The organism is Methylobacterium sp. Leaf108, from assembly GCF_001423265.1.
GTDB lineage: Bacteria > Pseudomonadota > Alphaproteobacteria > Rhizobiales > Beijerinckiaceae > Methylobacterium.
This window is the reverse complement of sequence record NZ_LMND01000012.1, coordinates 175,976-191,579: the sequence shown is the minus strand read 5'-3', so window position 1 is coordinate 191,579 and position 15,604 is coordinate 175,976. Positions and strand designations below refer to the sequence as shown.

Below are 15,604 nucleotides of genomic sequence, written 5' to 3'. Positions count from 1 at the left end.
TGGCGCATCGTTTCTTCCTGCGAATCGCGCAACACGTCGCAGGACGTTACATGGCCGCCCGCTCACCTCCTGGAGCGTCCGAGCCCGGCTCGGGCGCTCCGTTTCGTTGCGGCCTCCTGCCCGGCCACCTCCCGAAAGCGACCCGATGAGTCCGGCGACGCTCCCCCTTCGCGACCTCCTCCTCGCCCTCGCGGTGGTGGCGGTGTGGGGAACCAACTTCGTGGTGATCCGGATCGGGCTGGACCACCTGCCGCCGCTGCTGTTCGCCGCCCTGCGGTTCCTCTTCGCGGCCTTGCCCGCGGTCTTCCTGCTGCCGCGCCCGCCCGTGCCCTGGCCGAACCTGGCCGCCTACGGCCTCCTCATCGGCGTCGGGCAGTTCGGCGTGCTCTTCGTGGCGCTCCGCGGCGACATCTCTCCGGGCCTCGCCTCGCTGGTGATCCAGGTGCAGGTCTTCTTCACCATCGGCCTGTCCGTCGCGACGATGGGCGAACGGGTGCGGGGCTACCAATGGGCGGCGCTCGCCCTGGCGGCGGCCGGCATCGGGATCATCGCACTCCATACGGATGCTACCACGACGCCTCTGGGGCTCGGGCTCGTGACCTTCGCCGCCATGGGCTGGGCGGGGGGCAATATCGTCGCCAAGCGCGGCGGCGCGCCCAACATGCTGGCCTACGTGGTCTGGGCCGCCCTGTTCTCGACGCCGCCGCTGCTGGCGCTGTCCTTCGCGCTGGAGGGCTGGGACGCCATCCGGGCCGGCCTTCTCAGCGCCGACGCCGTCACCTGGGCCACCGTGATGTGGCAGTCGGTGGGCAACGTGATGTTCGGCTACGCGATCTGGGGCTGGCTGCTGGCGCGCCATTCCACCGCGCTGGTGGCGCCGCTGTCGCTGCTGGTGCCGGTGATCGGCCTTGCGACCTCCGCGCTCTGGTTCGGCGAGCCCCTGCCGTTCTGGAAGATCGGGGCGGCGCTGCTGGTGCTGAGCGGCCTGGCCATCGGCGTCCTGTATCCGCGCTGGCGCCGCCGGACCGTGCTCGACGGCCTTCCGCCGGCCGCGTGAGCGCCAGCCGCGTATCCTATCCCGGCGCTCGCAGACACGCTTGGGCCGCCGCCAGATCCTCGGGCGTGTTGACGTTGAGGAACGGGTCGAGGGGCGTCGCCGCCCATTCCACCGCCACGGCACCATGGCGGGCGAGGTAGGCGCCGACCCTGCGCTCGTCGCGCTCGACCAGGGCCGCCCGCAGGTCGTCGCGCAGGCCGACCGGCCACAGCGCGGTCGTGAAATGCTGCCGCCCGCCGGAGGAAGCGACCGCGATCGTCGCGTTCGCTGCATCCCCGGCCGCGGTCCCTCCCGCGATGGCCGCCCTGAGCCGCCCCACCAGATCGCGCGGCAGGAAAGGCGAATCGCCGGTGACGCTGGCGACATGCGTGACGTCGGGATGATGGGCCACGGCATGGTCGAGGGCCGCCAGGATGCCCGCCAGCGGCCCCGGATGTCCCGGCACCCCATCGCGGACGATGGGATGGGCGAACCCCGCGAAGCGGGCCGGGTCGCCGTTGGCGTTCAGGATTACGCCGGCCGCGCATTGCGGCGCGAACCGCTCGCAGACGTGGTCGAGGAGCGAGCGTCCGCCGAGGCGCAGGAGCGACTTGTCGCCACCGCCCATCCGGCGCGACAGGCCGCCGGCCAGGATCACGCCGAGGACCGGCATGGTGCGGCTACTCGATGACGATGCGCGGCGCGGCGCGGGGTGCCGGCCCGCCCGCGAGGTTGCGCCACAGCAGCGCGGCGATCTCGCGGTAGACCTTGGCCTGCGGCCCGTCGGGGTCCACCGCCACCACCGGCCGGCCGGAATCGGAAGTCTCGCGGATCGTCATGTTGAGCGGGATCTCGCCGAGGAACGGCACGTCGAGCCGCGCCGCCTCGGCCCTGGCCCCGCCGTGGCCGAAGATGTGGGAGGCATGGCCGCAGTTCGGGCAGACGAAGGTCGCCATGTTCTCGATGACGCCGAGGATCGGCACCGCGACCTTGCGGAACATGGTGACGCCGCGCCTCGCGTCGATCAGCGCGAGATCCTGGGGCGTGGAGACGATGACGGCGCCCGAGAGCGGCGTCGCCTGCGCCATCGTGAGCTGCGCGTCGCCTGTGCCCGGCGGCATGTCGACGATCAGGATGTCGAGTTCGCCCCAGGCGACCTCGCGCAGCATCTGGGTGATGGCCGATTGCACCATCGGCCCGCGCCAGATCATCGCCGTCTCGGGCTCGATCAGGAAGCCGATCGACATCACCTTGATGCCGTAGCCGTCCATGGGCGCCAGCAGGCGCTCCTCGATCACCTTGGGCTTGCCCGACAGCCCGAACAGTTTCGGCACCGAGGGGCCGTAGATGTCGGCATCGAGCAGGCCGACCTTCAGCCCTTGCGCCGAAAGCGCCAGGGCGAGGTTGCAGGCGGTGGTCGACTTGCCGACGCCGCCCTTGCCGGAGGCGACGGCGACGATGTGGCGGACGCCCGGCAGGGCCGGGCCGGTGCGCGGCGGCGCGGCGCGGCCGGGGGCGGGCGGCTGCGGCGGGGCCGGCTGGCTCGGGCCGCGCTCGGAGGTGAGGCTCGCGAAGACGCCGGAGACGCCCGGCATCGCCAGCACCGTTCCCTCGGCGCGGCTGCGGATCGGCTCGAAGCGCGCGGCCTCGCTCGGGTCGATCAGGATCGAGAACATCACGCGATTCGTGGCGTCGACCACCACCTGCGACAGGCGGCCGGAGGCCGACAGGCTCGTTCCCGCGTCGTCGATGGTGACGGCGGAGAGCGCTTTCAGCACGTCGTCGCGGGTCATGGCCACACACTCAGTTCCTTGAGGCGGGCGGGCGCCGATCACCCGTCCCGTGCATGCATGTAGCCGTGTCGGCGCGAAACACCAGTGCGCCGCATCCCCGCGCCGAAACCATCCCGGCGCCCGTCCGTTGTCGACACGATTTCCAGAGCGTCGGCTGTCGCTTCGGAACCCATCCCCATCACGGAGTACCCTCGCATGCACGACGGCAACCATCGCGACCACGACGGCGCGAAGAAACTGTTCGACCTGATCAAGGACATCAAGGTCGCGATGATGACCACCGCCGACACCGACGGAAAGCTCTACAGCCGCCCGATGTGGAACCAGGACGCCGACGAGGCCGGTGACCTGTGGTTTTTCACCAAGCTGCACAGCCCCAAGACCGCCGAGATCAGCCGGGACAACGCGGTGAACCTGTCCTATTCCGACCCCTCGAACCAGACCTACGTCTCGGTGGCCGGCAAGGCCGAGATCGTGCGCGACCAGGCGATCATCGACCAGAAGTGGTCGGAGAGCATGAAGACCTGGTTCCCCAAGGGCAAGGAAGACCCCGAGGTCGCCCTGATCCGCGTGCATCCCGAGAAGGGCGAGTACTGGGACAGCCCCAACGCGACGATGCTGCACGTCTTCGGCTACGTGAAGGCGGCCCTCACGGGCGAATCGCCCAAGACCGAGACCAAGAAGGTCGATCTCGCCTGACGTCGTCTCGCCGGAGAGGCGGGTTTCGGGAGCGGCCGTGGCCGCGTTCCCGGAACCCGCTCAGGGGGGCGAAGGCGCCGGGGTCCGAACCAGCGCCACGAGCCCGATCAGCACCACGATCGGTACGACGAGACATCCGAACGACCACGCCGCGACCCCGAACGCCCCCGCGAGCGCGCCTCCTGCGAAGGCGACGACGGCCGGCACCATCCGCCGCAGGCGCGCCCGCGCCGGGCCGCCGACCGGTGCGGCCCCCCGGGCGAGGTCGACGGCGTCGATGACGGCTTGGGTGACGTTCACGGTCATCACCGTCGTGGCGGCGAGATGCGCGAACCCGAGGCGGCCGATGGCGTTCTGAACGCCCATGGCGGCCACGCCGAGCATGCCGACGGTGATCGAGGCGATGCCGTCGGGCGAACCGACCGGCGAGAGGGCGATGCCGATCCCGCAGAAGGCGGCCAGCACCACGATCTCGATAGCCAACAGCCAACGCAACGGCGCGCGGCCACGCCACTCCAGGGCGAGCGACGCCAATCGCGTGACGGCGACGGCGGCGACGAAGACGGGCAGCGCGAGCAACTTCGCTACCACCCCCGTCGAGGTCGAGACGAGTTCGGCACCGATCAGCACGAAGTTGCCGGTGACATGCGCCGTGAACAGGCCGGCCAGGGCGATGAAGGCGGCGGCGTCCACGAAGCCCGCGACGAAGGCGAGGCCGATGCCGGCCCAGAGGTCGACATCGCGAAGGGGGCTCGCGGCGGTCGGCCGGGCTGCGGGAGGCAGGGATGGCACGCAATCTCCTCCACGCCGTGGTGACCGGCCCGATCTCACCCTGCACGGAACTGGCAAACAAAAAGGCGACCCGAAGGCCGCCCCTGTGATCCATCGCCGTCCATCGTGAATTCTTGGTCGGAGCGAGAGGATTCGAACCTCCGACCCCTAGTCCCCCAGACTAGTGCGCTAACCGGGCTGCGCCACGCTCCGACACCCCGAAGGGTGCGGGGGTCTTAGCTTCCCGACCCTCGCGGCGCAACCCTTTATCCGCCCTGCTTCACGCTCCTGCCGGTGTGGCATGCGGCCCATGGGCATCCGGCGTGCCGCCATGCCCGTCGTGGCCGCTCTTCTTGCCGGTGAACCGGATCAGGATCTTGCGGATCACGACGTAGAACACCGGGGTGAGGAACAGGCCGAACACGGTGGCGCCGATCATGCCGAAGCACACGGCGGTGCCCAGGGCCTGGCGCATCTCGGCGCCGGGCCCCGTGGCGATGACCAGCGGCACGGTGCCCAGGATGAAGGCGAAGGCCGTCATCAGGATCGGGCGCAGGCGCAGGCGGCAGGCCTCGACGGCGGCGGCGACCGGACCCTTCTTCTCGGTTTCCTCGAGCTGGTGCGCGAACTCGACGATCAGGATCGCGTTCTTGGCGGCCAGACCGATCAGCACGATCAGGCCGATCTGGGTCAGGATGTTGTTGTCCTGCCCCCTGAATTGCACCGCCGCCAGCGCCGAGAGCACGCCGGTGGGGACCACGAGGATGATGGCCAAGGGTAGGGCCCAGGATTCGTACTGGGCGGCCAGCACCAGGAAGACGAGAAGCACGCCCAGACCGAACACCAGGATCGCGGTGTTGCCGGTGGCCTTCTGCTGGAACGCGATCTCGGTCCAGTCGTAGGCGTAGCCCTGCGGCAGGCTCTGCGCGATCTTCTCCATGGCGTTGAGGGCCTGGCCGGTGGAGACGCCGGGCTTGGAATCGCCCTGGATCGGCACCGAGTAGAACAGGTTGAACCGCTGCACGATCTGCGGCCCGCTGATCTCGCGGATCGAGGCGAGCGTCCCGATCGGCACCAGCGCGCCGGTGGAGGAGCGCACCTTGAGCTGCTCGATGTCGCGCTTCTCCAGGCGGAAGCCGGCATCGGCCTGGGCGCGGACCTGGTAGATGCGCCCGAAGGTGTTGAAGTCGTTGACGTAGGCGCCGCCGAGGTTGGTCTGGAGCGTCGAGAACACGCTCGCCAGCGGCACGTTCAGCATCCGCGCCATGGTGCGGTCGATGTCGATGTAGAGCTGGGGCGTGTCGTTGCCGAAGGTGGTGAAGACGCGCTGGACGTCGTTGCTCTGGTTGGCCTGCCCCAGGATCTCGTTGACGGCCGCCAGCAACGGCCCGATCTCGGAGCTCTGCCGGCTCTCGATCTGCATCTTGAAGCCGCCGCCGGTGCCCAGGCCGCGCACGGGTGGCGGCGGGATGAACAGGACCCGCGCCTCCTGGATGCCGGCGGTCGCCTTGAAGACGTCCCCGGTGATGACCGCCGCCGTTCGGCCGGCGGCGGCCCGCTCCTTGGCCCCCTTGAGGGTGAGGAACATCACCGCGCCGTTGGTGGTGTTAGTGAAGGTCGCCCCGTCGAAGCCCGAGATGATGACCGCATTGGCGACGCCGTCGACCTTCAGGGCGAGGTCGGCCGCCTTGCGCACCACGGCGGTGGTGCGTTCCAAGGCCGAACCCGCCGGCAACTGCACCACGCCGATGAGGTAGCCCTGGTCCTGCTGCGGGATGAAGCCCGTCGGCGTCGTCGTCACCAGATGCAGCGTCCCGGCGATGATGGCGGCGTAGACGATCACCATGCCGATGATGCCGACGGTCTTGCCGGTGAGGAAGTTGATGGTGCTGGCGTAGCCGTTCGAGAGCTTGTCGAAGGCGCGGTTGAAGACGTCCGCGCACCAGGCGAGGAACCGCGTCAGGAAGAACGTCGGCTTGGCGTGGGCGTGGTGCGGCTTGAGCAGCAGCTTGCAGAGCGCGGGCGACAGCGTCAGCGAGTTGAACATCGAGATGATGGTCGAGGCCGCGATGGTGAGCGCGAACTGCTTGTAGAACTGGCCCGAGATGCCGGGGATGAAGGCGGTGGGGATGAACACCGCCGACAGCACCAGGGCGATGGCGACGACGGCGCCGCCGACCTCGTCCATGGTCTTGTGCGCGGCGTCACCCGGCGAGAGCCCCTCCGCCATGTTGCGCTCGACGTTCTCGACGACGACGATGGCGTCGTCGACCACGATGCCGATGGCGAGCACCAGCCCGAACAGGGTCAGGTTGTTGATCGAGAACCCGAGCGCCTGCATCACCGCGAAGGTGCCGATGAGCGACACCGGGATCGCGATCACCGGGATCAGGGCGGTGCGCCAGCTCTGGAGGAACACCAGCACCACGATGATGACGAGGGCGACCGCCTCGAACAAGGTCTTGTAGACCTCGTAGACCGATTCCTCGATGAACTCGGTCGGGTTGTAGGCGATCTTGTACTCGACGCCGGGCGGGAAGTTCTTCTTGATGGTGTCCATCGTCGCGCGGACCTGCTTGGCCGCGTCGAGGGCGTTGGTGCCCGGCCGCTGGAACACACCCACGCCCACCGCGGGCGTCCCGTTCAGGAAGGACTGGGTGGTGTAGGTCTGCTGGCCGAGCTCGACCCGGGCGATGTCCTTGATGCGCACGAGGCGGCCGTCGCTCGCCTTGACGATGACCTCGGTGAACTCTTCGGGGGTCTGGAAGCGGCCCTGCGACTGCACCACGAGCTGGAAGGCGTTGTCCTTCGGCGCCGGCGGCGCCCCCAGGGCACCGGAGGCGACCTGCACGTTCTGCTCCTGCAGGGACGAGAGGACGTCTGTGGTGGACAGGCCGTAGGCGGCGAGCTTGTTGGGGTCGATCCAGATGCGAAGGGCGTACTCGCTGCCGCCGAACACCGTGATGTCGCCGACGCCGTCGAGGCGCAGGAGTTCGTCGCGGATGCGCAGGTAGATGTAGTTCGAGAGGTAGTTCTGGTCGTAGGAATTATCTGGCGACAGCAGGTGCACGACCATCATGAGGTCGGGCGAGGACTTGCGCACGGTGACGCCGAGGTTGCGGACGTCCGGCGGCAGGCGCGGCTGGGCCACCGACAGGCGGTTCTGCACCAGCACGTTGGCGATATCGAGGTTGGTGCCGACCTTGAAGGTGACGGTCAGCTGCATGTTGCCGTCGTTGGTCGACAACGACGTCATGTAGAGCATGTTGTCGACGCCGTTCACCTCCTGCTCGATGGGCGTCGCGATCGTGGCGGCCACCGTCTCGGCGTTGGCGCCGGGGTAGGAGGCGCGCACCACCACGGTCGGCGGCACGATCTCGGGATACTGCGCCACGGGCAGCGATTCGTAGGCGACGTAGCCGAGGATCAGGAAGATGATCGACGTGACGGACGCGAAGATCGGCCGATCGACGAAGAAATGGGCAAAGCGCATCGGTCAGACCTCTCGCCGCGTCATGCGGCTCGGCGGTGATGTCTCGGTGTTTCAACCCTCCCCCGCAGAAGGGGGAGGTCAGGACCGCGGTGCGATGCGTCTTACGTCCGCGACGGCGGCAGGGTGGTGGCTTCGGCCGCCACCTTGGCCCCGGGCCGCACCCGTGTCAGCCCGTTCACGACCACGTTCTCGTCGCCCTTGAGGCCGGACCGGATGACCCGGTAGCCGTCGACCTTGGGGCCGAGCTGCACGTCGCGGGTCGAGACCGAACCGTCTTCGGCCACCACGTAGACGATGCGCTTGTCCTGGTTGGCGGAGACCGCCTCGTCGGGCAGCAGCACCCCTTGCGCCGGCTTCGTCGCCGGCAGGGAGACGATGCCGAACAGGCCCGGCTTGATGAAGCCGTCGGGGTTCTCGACGGTGGCACGCAGGAGCACGGTGCCGGTGGCGTTGTCGACCCGGTTGTCCACGAAGTCGAGCAGGCCCTTGCGGGTCGGCTTCGTCTCGTTGGTGAGCGCGATCATGATCGGCGCGGCGTTCTGCTTCTGGGTCGCGCCCATCCCGATCTTGAGGGTGGTCTGGTATTTCAGGAACGACCGCTCGTCGACGGTGAAGCTGAAGTAGATCGGGTCGAGCGACACGATCGTCGTCAGCATGGTCTGGTCGGTGACGACGATGTTGCCCTCGGTGACGAGGCGGCGGCTGATCCGGCCGGAGACGGGGGCCTTCACCTCGGTGAAATCGTAGTTGAGCTGGGCCTGGCGCAATTGCGCGTCGGCGCTGTCGACGTTGGCCTGCGCCGTCTGCGAGGCCTGGCGGCGCTGGTCGGTGACCTGCTCGGAGATGTTGCCCGAGCGGCTCAGGGTCTGAGCGCGCTCGAGGTCGGTGGTGGAAAAATTCAGGCTGGCCTTGGCGGAAGTGAGTGCCGCCTGTGCCTGGTCGAGGGCCGCCTTGTAGGGGCGCCGGTCGATCACGAACAGGATGTCGCCCTTCTTCACGGTGGCGCCGTCCTGGAACAGCACCTTCTCGAGGTAGCCGGTGACGCGGGCGCGGACCTCGACGTAGTCGACCGCCTCGAAGCGGCCGGTGTAGGTGTCGGTCTCGACGAACTCGCGCACCACGGGCTTGGCCGTCGTCACCTTCGGCGGCGGTCCGCCGGGGGCCTGGGCATGTACCGCCAGCGGCGCCCCGAGCACCGCCAGGGCGAGGCCCATGGACGACAAGCGACGAATCAATCGAGCCATGGGCATGTTCTGGTTCCCTGCGCGTCCCGAGCTAGAGGCTCGGTCCACGGCTTGTCGTGCGGTTGCGCACATGCTGGCTCCACCCTGACGGGAACCGGCCGTGCCGGGGGATTACGAGTCGATCGGCTCGCCGGCGGCCGCCCAATCCTTGAAGCCGCCCCGGTAGTGGGCCTCGACGGGGATGCCGGCGGCCTGCGCCGCATGCAGGGCATGGACCGAGCGGACGCCGGACATGCAGGAGAACACCGGGCGGCGCCCGTCCTCGGCGATCAGCGCCGCCAGCGCCGTGGTGTCCAGGGTCGAGAGCGGATGCGGCACGGCGCCGGGGATGTGGCCGCCCTCGAACTCGTGCGCCTCGCGCACGTCGATGAGGAGGATACCGCCTTCGGCGAGGCCCCGCTTGATGTCGTCCCGGTGCAGATCGACGATCGTCATGGTGGTCCTTTTCTCGGAGCGGTGGAGGCGGTCGTCTCGGGGTGTCGGCCGAAGGCGGCCGGGCATCGCTAACGCATGTTCATATTCGTCAGGCGTCACGACCGCAAATCCGGGCCTGCCGTGGCGACCATGAGGCCGCTTCCGACGGCGGCCTCGGTCTCATCGTGTTGTCCCGTGAAATGCGAGCCGGTTCACGCAAAGGTGGCGAGGATCGGGTCGACGAGCGCGAAGTGGTCGCGCCAGGTCGGGGGGGCGTAGCCTCGCAGCCGGTCCGCCATGGCGGCGCGCGTTTCCGAGCCCGGCTCGCTCAGGGCCAGGATCGCGTCGCGCCAGCCGGGGCCGTCGAGGGGGTCGATCAGGGTCGCGAAGCCCGAGCCGACCTCGCGATGGACGGGAATGTCGGAGGCCACCACCGGCAGGCCGCAGGCCGCCGCCTCCACCACCGGGATGCCGTAGCCTTCCGCGAAGGAGGGCATCAGGAGGGCGGTGGCGCCGCGCAGGATCCCGGCCAGGCCGTGGGTGGAGAGCCCGTGGACCTCCGTCACATGGGCCTCGATGGCCGGGCACCGGTCCAGCATGTCGATGACGTTCTCCGCCTCCCAGCCGCGGCGCCCGACGATGACGAGGTGGGGCGTCGCCTCGCCGAGATCGGCGGCGAGGCGACGCCAGAGGTTGAGCAGGAGGAGGTGGTTCTTGCGCGGCTCGATGGTGCCGCAGGCCACGAAGACCGGTCGCCCTGGCGCGAAGGCGGTGGCGCGGTCGGCCTCGCAGAACACCGTCTCGACTCCCAGCGGCGCCACGCTCACCGGCCTCGCCCGAAGCCCGTTCGCCGCGAGGTGACGCAAGAAATGCCCCGCGACGTCGGCGGAATTAGCGATCACGTGGTCGGCATGGCGGGCCATCGTCTCCATCCGCACCGCGTGGCGCGCGTCCTCCCCCGGGCGGCCGTATTCGGGATAGGCGATCGGGATGAGGTCGTGGACGAAGAACACCGCGCGGACGTCCGGGCGGTCGTAGAGCCAGTCGAACCGCCCGGGCTTGTCGAGGCGCAGGTGCGAGGTGTGGAGATAGAGCGTGCCCTTCGGCAGCGCCTCGTGGCCGCCGGCGCGCAGGGTCCGCAGCGCCGCCTCGATGCGGACGCGGGTCCGCCGCCTCGGGCCGGCCGCGGGCGCACCGGCCGGGCCCGCGGCGCCGCCGAGCCTGGCGATGAGGCCGCGATAGACCGGGTCGGCCAGGGCGTCGCGATCCTCCTCCCAGCCCGAGGCCGCCGCCTCGACCACGGCCAGCGCCCCGGCGCGGTCGAGGACGCGCGGCCCGAGCATCGTCGACACGAGGCCGAAGCGGTCGCCCGGCTGGTCGAGGACATGGCGGGCATAGGCGAGGTCGACCCGGTCGATGCCGCTCGGGCTCGCGTGCGACAGGCGGGTGATCAGGCGGGTGAGGTCGATGGCGATGGCGGGCATGGTCCTCCGGGACGTGGCCGACGGCGGCGCGGTTTCGCCGGCCGCCCGATCCGGCCTATATGCGGTGCGCACCGCCCGAGACCATCGGTCCGGCCCCATTCCGTTCAGCGACACGCCAGAGAGAGCGCCCTTGTCCCCCGGCTATCTGCCCTTCGCGGGCGCCCTCCAGCTCCCGGCCTATACCTGCGACAACTGCGGGTTCTGGCAGCGGCACTTCGAGACGCCCGCCTCCTGTCCCCTCTGCCTCGACGCCCGCCACGTGGTGCCGCAGGGCGGGTGGCAGTTCTGGACCGAGACGCAGGCGCAGGAACGCTTCCCCTGCCATTGGGCCGAACTCGAGCCCGGCGTCTGGCGCTTCTGGAACGACCCGGTCTCCGGCATCGGTCCGAGCGCCTACCTGATCCAGACGCCGGCCGGGAACATGGGCTTCGAGGCCTGCCCGGTCTTCAGCGAGGCGGCCCTGCGGCACATCGCGGACTTGGGCGGGATGCAGGTGCTCTCGGCCTCGCATCCCCATTCCTACGGCGCCCTCGTCCAGCTGCAGGACCGGTTCGACCCGGAGCTGTGCCTGCCGGCGGCCGATTACACCTGGAGCGCCGGCCTCCAGGTCTCCTGGCCCTACGACGACCTCCTCGAACCGTTGCCGGGCCTCGAACTGCACCGCACGGCGGGGCATTTCGACGGCCACGCCGTGCTGTTCGACCGTGCCCGGAAGATCCTGTTCTGCGGCGACGCCCTGAAGTTCGAGCTCGACCCGGCCGACCCGCGCGCGGCCCTGACGATCTCGGCCCACAAGGCCTTCGTGCGCGGCGTACCGCTCACCCCCAACGAGTTGCGCCGCTACCGCGACGTGTTCGCGCCCCTCGACTTCATCCAGACCTGGACGCCGTTCGAGCCGGCCGCCAACTGCGGCCGGGCCGAGGTCCTGGCCCTCATCGACGGCATGCTGGCGAGCCGGCCGCACGCGGCGCCGGTGCCCCTCGACAGCCTGCGCCGCTAGGGCGGCTCAGGCCCGCGCCACCCGTTTGCCGAAGGCGAGGGTGAGCCGCGTGCGCACGATCGGCGCGATCTCGGTCTCGGATTCGATCCGCACCGCCGGCATCTCGGACCCGATCGTGCTCGTGGGCTCGAAGGTGAAGAGGAGGTGGCGCACGCCGATCTCCAGGGACACCACGCCGTCCGACTGGGTCAGGTCCTCGCCGAACACCTCGATCAGCGGCCCGTCGGGGTCGCCCTTCTCGATCTGGATGATGAAGTAGCCGGCCGGCTCCTCCTCGTCGTCCGCCCCGGAGATCAGGCAGATCCCGTTCTCCTCGTCGTGGCGGACGCGGCCCACCGTGAAGGTCGTGACGTCGTCGAGTGGCGTATCTCGGTCCATCGGCGTGTTCCGGTCCATCAGCGTTGTCCGTGGGTGGCGTCCTCGAACAACGCCTTGAACTCGCGCGGCTGGCAGCGAAAATACTGCCGGGGCGCCCGCACCTGGGCTCCGAGTTCGGCTGCCGCGTGCCAGGGCCAGCGCGGATCGTAGAGCATCGCGCGGGCGAGCGCGATCGCGTCGGCCTGGCCCTCGGCCAGGATCGCCTCGGCCTGCCGGGCCTGCGTGATCAGCCCGACCGCGATGGTGGTGAGCCCGGTCTCGGCCTTGATCCGCGCGGCGAAGGGCACCTGGTAGCCCTCCGACAGGGGAATCTGCTGCCGGGTCGACACACCGCCGGTGGAGACGTGGATCGCGGCCGACCCGCGGCGCTTCAATTCGCGGGCGAGCGCGACGGTCTCTTCCAGGGTCCAGCCGCCCTCGACCCAGTCGGTGGCCGAGACCCGCATCCACACCGGCTTGCCCGAGGGCACCGCGTCGCGGACGGCGTCGAAGCATTCGAGCGGGAACCGCATCCGGTTCTCCAGGCTGCCGCCGTAGGCGTCGGTGCGCGTGTTGGCCAGCGGCGACAGGAACTGGTGCAGCAGGTAGCCGTGGGCGCCGTGCAGCTCGAACCCGTCGATGCCGATGGCGAGCGCCCGCCTCGCGGTGGCGACGAAGCCGTCGCGCACGCGCTTGAGGCCGTCCGCGTCGAGGGCGTGCGGCGGCGCCTCTCCCTCCGCGTGAGGAACGGCGGAAGGCCCTTCGGTGCGCCACCCGTCCGGCGCCTCGGGCGGGATCTGGGCGCCGCCGTCCCAGGGCGCCCGGCTCGACCCCTTGCGGCCGGCGTGCCCGATCTGGATGGCGATCGGAATCGGCGCAGAGGCCCGCACGGCGTCGAGCACCCGGCCCAGCGCCAACTCGGTCGCGTCGGAATACAGCCCGAGATCGCCGGGCGAGATCCGCGCCTCCGGCGAAATCGCCGTGGCCTCCAGGATCAGGAGGCCCGCTCCGGATTGCGCCATCTGGCCGAGGTGCATCAGGTGCCAGTCGCCGGCCTGCCCGGCATGGGCCGAGTACTGGCACATCGGCGCCACGACGATGCGGTTGTCGAGGGTGAGCCCATCGAGGGTCAGGGGCTCGAACAGGCGTGCGGTCATGCGCGACTCCGGCAAGGGCGAGATTGAGGGCGAGAGCCAGGACGTAGGATCGGCCCGGGTTCTACGCCGCTTTGCCGGACCCGCGCCATGCCCCCTGAGGCCGGGCCGCCGCCGGAAGCGGCGCGCCTGTCGGCCGAGCTACCCGCCGATCCCGCGTCCTTTCAGGCTCTCGCCGATCTCCTCGAGCACGCCCGCGTCGTCGATGGTGGCCGGCATGGTCCAGGCCTCGCCGTCGGCGATCTTCTTCATGGTGCCGCGCAGGATCTTGCCCGAGCGGGTCTTGGGCAGCCGCGCCACGGTCAGCGCCAGCTTGAAGGCGGCCACGGGGCCGATGCGCTCTCGGATGGAGGCGACGAGTTCGCGCTCGATCTCGCCGGTATCGCGCAACACGCCGGACTTGAGCACCACGAAGCCGCAGGGCTGCTCGCCCTTGAGCGCGTCGCGGATGCCGATGACGGCGCATTCGGCGACGTCCGGATGGGCCGAGAGCACCGCCTCCATGCCCCCCGTCGAGAGCCGGTGCCCGGCCACGTTGATGATGTCGTCGGTTCGTCCCAGCACGGTGACGTAGCCGTCGGCATCCACGACGCCGGCGTCCGAGGTGTCGTAATAGCCGGGGAAGGTGGTGAGGTAGCTCTGCGCGAAGCGCTCGTCCGAGCCCCAGAGGGTCGGCAGGCAGCCCGGCGGCAGCGGCAGCTTGAGGGCGATCGTGCCCATGGTGTCGGCCGGCACCGGCTTGCCGGCCTCGTCGAGGACGTGGAGGTCGTAGCCCGGCATCGGCCTGCAGGCGCTTCCGTGCTTCACCGGCAGCTGCCCGATTCCGACCGGATTGCCGGCGATGGCCCAGCCGGTCTCGGTCTGCCACCAATGGTCGATCACCGGGCGGCCCAAGGCACGCTCGGCCCAGGCCACCGAATCGGGGTCGGCGCGCTCGCCGGCGAGGAACAGGCTGCGGAAGCCGGAGAGGTCGTAGCCGGCGACGAGTTCGGCGCGCGGGTCCTCCTTCTTGACGGCGCGCAGCGCGGTGGGGGCCGTGAACAGGCAGGCGATGCCGTATTCGGCGATCAGCCGCCAGAACGCGCCGGCATCGGGGGTGCCCACCGGCTTGCCCTCGTAGAGCACCGTGGTGCAGCCGTGGAGCAGCGGCGCGTAGACGATGTAGGAATGGCCCACCACCCAGCCGATGTCCGAGGCGCAGAAGTACACCTCGCCCGGCTTCACGTCGTAGAGGTTGGGCATCGACCAGGTCAGCGCGACGCAATAGCCGCCGGTATCGCGCACCACGCCCTTGGGCTTACCCGTCGTGCCCGAGGTGTAGAGGATGTAGAGCGGGTCGGTGGCGGCCATGGCCGCGCAATCGGCCCGGCGCCCTGCCGCCGTCGCATCGGCCACGGCCTGCGCCCAGTCGTGGTCGCGCCCGGCCACGAGGTCGGCCTCGCGCTGGGGCCGCTGCAGGATCAGGCAGGCGTCCGGCTTGTGCGTGCTGGCGGCGATGGCCGCGTCGAGGAGCGGCTTGTAGGGGACGATCCGGCTCGGCTCGATGCCGCAGGAGGCGGCCACCACCACCTTGGGAGTCGCGTCCTCGATGCGGATGGCGAGCTCGTTGGCGGCGAACCCGCCGAACACCACCGAATGGACCGCCCCGAGCCGGGCGCAGGCTAGCATCGCGAACATGGCCTCGGGCACCATCGGCATGTAGATGACGACGCGGTCGCCGCGGTTCACGCCGAGGTCGGCGAGCACGGCGGCCAGCGTCGCCACCGCATCGCGCAGCTCGGCGTAGGTGACGCGTCGCTTGGCGCCGGCCACGGGCGAATCGTACAGGATCGCGGCCTGGTCGCCGCGCCCGGCCTCGACGTGGCGGTCGACGGCATTGTGGCAGGCGTTGAGCGTCGCGTCGGGAAACCAGCGGCCGTAGGCCCCGGCCGCCCCGTCGAAGGCGCGGGTGGGGGGCGAGATCCAGTCGATCGCCTTGGCGGCTTCCAGCCAGAACCCCTCGGGGTCGGCGAGGGAGGCGGCGTGAACGGCGGCGTAGCGGCTGGACGCCGTCGGGTCTGTGGTGTCGCTGGCCATGGCGTTCCCCCGATGGCCGGTCGTCGACGCCGGCCTGGTCGGAGCCCAGTATATCCACCGCGCGCCCGGGAGGGACGATATTC

At 70.1% G+C, this 15,604-nt stretch carries 13 protein-coding genes and 1 tRNA gene; 3 read left to right on the top strand and 11 right to left on the bottom strand.

What is annotated here, in order from left to right; translation table 11 throughout:
• Nucleotides 1-145: 145 nt before the first annotated feature.
• Complete coding sequence (locus ASF39_RS09115; RefSeq protein WP_056282952.1) at nucleotides 146-1,057, top strand: EamA family transporter; 912 nt, start codon at nucleotides 146-148, stop codon at nucleotides 1,055-1,057.
• 16 nt (nucleotides 1,058-1,073) lie between these two features.
• On the opposite strand, the gene mobA is transcribed toward ASF39_RS09115, so the two are convergent.
• Together mobA and ASF39_RS09105 are read right to left on the bottom strand one after the other, a co-directional pair.
• Nucleotides 1,074-1,709 (bottom strand): molybdenum cofactor guanylyltransferase MobA, encoded by a 636-nt coding sequence (gene mobA / locus ASF39_RS09110; protein WP_055887665.1) that lies wholly within the window; start codon nucleotides 1,707-1,709, stop codon nucleotides 1,074-1,076.
• Between the two features lie 7 nt (nucleotides 1,710-1,716).
• The gene (locus ASF39_RS09105; RefSeq protein WP_056282949.1) at nucleotides 1,717-2,835 is read right to left on the bottom strand and encodes an Mrp/NBP35 family ATP-binding protein; all 1,119 of its coding nucleotides are present in this window, start codon (nucleotides 2,833-2,835) and stop codon (nucleotides 1,717-1,719) included.
• A gap of 189 nt (nucleotides 2,836-3,024) precedes the next feature.
• On the opposite strand from ASF39_RS09105, the gene ASF39_RS09100 reads away from it, so the two are divergent.
• Nucleotides 3,025-3,528: a pyridoxamine 5'-phosphate oxidase family protein gene (locus ASF39_RS09100; protein WP_055887670.1), complete on the top strand. Its 504-nt coding sequence runs from the start codon at nucleotides 3,025-3,027 to the stop codon at nucleotides 3,526-3,528.
• A gap of 60 nt (nucleotides 3,529-3,588) precedes the next feature.
• Here ASF39_RS09100 and ASF39_RS09095 read toward each other — a convergent pair whose 3' ends face one another.
• From ASF39_RS09095 to ASF39_RS09070, 6 genes are all read right to left on the bottom strand, one after another.
• On the bottom strand, nucleotides 3,589-4,248 hold the full coding sequence (locus ASF39_RS09095) for a YoaK family protein (protein ID WP_156648445.1): 660 nt from the start codon (nucleotides 4,246-4,248) through the stop codon (nucleotides 3,589-3,591).
• A gap of 186 nt (nucleotides 4,249-4,434) precedes the next feature.
• Nucleotides 4,435-4,512 (bottom strand) — tRNA-Pro (locus tag ASF39_RS09090).
• A gap of 67 nt (nucleotides 4,513-4,579) precedes the next feature.
• The gene (locus tag ASF39_RS09085) at nucleotides 4,580-7,792 is read right to left on the bottom strand and encodes a multidrug efflux RND transporter permease subunit (protein ID WP_055887673.1); all 3,213 of its coding nucleotides are present in this window, start codon (nucleotides 7,790-7,792) and stop codon (nucleotides 4,580-4,582) included.
• Between the two features lie 101 nt (nucleotides 7,793-7,893).
• Complete coding sequence (locus ASF39_RS09080) at nucleotides 7,894-9,006, bottom strand: efflux RND transporter periplasmic adaptor subunit (RefSeq protein ID WP_055887676.1); 1,113 nt, start codon at nucleotides 9,004-9,006, stop codon at nucleotides 7,894-7,896.
• 141 nt (nucleotides 9,007-9,147) lie between these two features.
• Nucleotides 9,148-9,471: a rhodanese-like domain-containing protein gene (locus ASF39_RS09075; RefSeq protein WP_055887679.1), complete on the bottom strand. Its 324-nt coding sequence runs from the start codon at nucleotides 9,469-9,471 to the stop codon at nucleotides 9,148-9,150.
• A 191-nt stretch (nucleotides 9,472-9,662) separates the two neighbouring features.
• Nucleotides 9,663-10,934, bottom strand: a complete 1,272-nt coding sequence (locus ASF39_RS09070; protein WP_055887682.1) for a glycosyltransferase family 1 protein — start codon at nucleotides 10,932-10,934, stop codon at nucleotides 9,663-9,665.
• A 130-nt stretch (nucleotides 10,935-11,064) separates the two neighbouring features.
• Between ASF39_RS09070 and ASF39_RS09065 the strand changes: the two genes are divergently transcribed.
• Nucleotides 11,065-11,934: an MBL fold metallo-hydrolase gene (locus ASF39_RS09065; RefSeq protein WP_055888083.1), complete on the top strand. Its 870-nt coding sequence runs from the start codon at nucleotides 11,065-11,067 to the stop codon at nucleotides 11,932-11,934.
• Nucleotides 11,935-11,940: 6 nt separating this feature from the next.
• Here ASF39_RS09065 and ASF39_RS09060 read toward each other — a convergent pair whose 3' ends face one another.
• The 3 genes from ASF39_RS09060 to ASF39_RS09050 all read right to left on the bottom strand — a co-directional run bounded on the left by ASF39_RS09060 (nucleotide 11,941) and on the right by ASF39_RS09050 (nucleotide 15,521).
• Nucleotides 11,941-12,312: a hypothetical protein gene (locus tag ASF39_RS09060; protein WP_055888084.1), complete on the bottom strand. Its 372-nt coding sequence runs from the start codon at nucleotides 12,310-12,312 to the stop codon at nucleotides 11,941-11,943.
• Nucleotides 12,313-12,329: 17 nt separating this feature from the next.
• Nucleotides 12,330-13,448, bottom strand: a complete 1,119-nt coding sequence (locus ASF39_RS09055; protein WP_056282945.1) for an NADH:flavin oxidoreductase/NADH oxidase — start codon at nucleotides 13,446-13,448, stop codon at nucleotides 12,330-12,332.
• A gap of 138 nt (nucleotides 13,449-13,586) precedes the next feature.
• A complete protein-coding gene (locus ASF39_RS09050) occupies nucleotides 13,587-15,521 on the bottom strand; it encodes a propionyl-CoA synthetase (protein ID WP_056282942.1) in 1,935 nt (644 codons plus the stop codon).
• Nucleotides 15,522-15,604 lie beyond the last annotated feature (83 nt).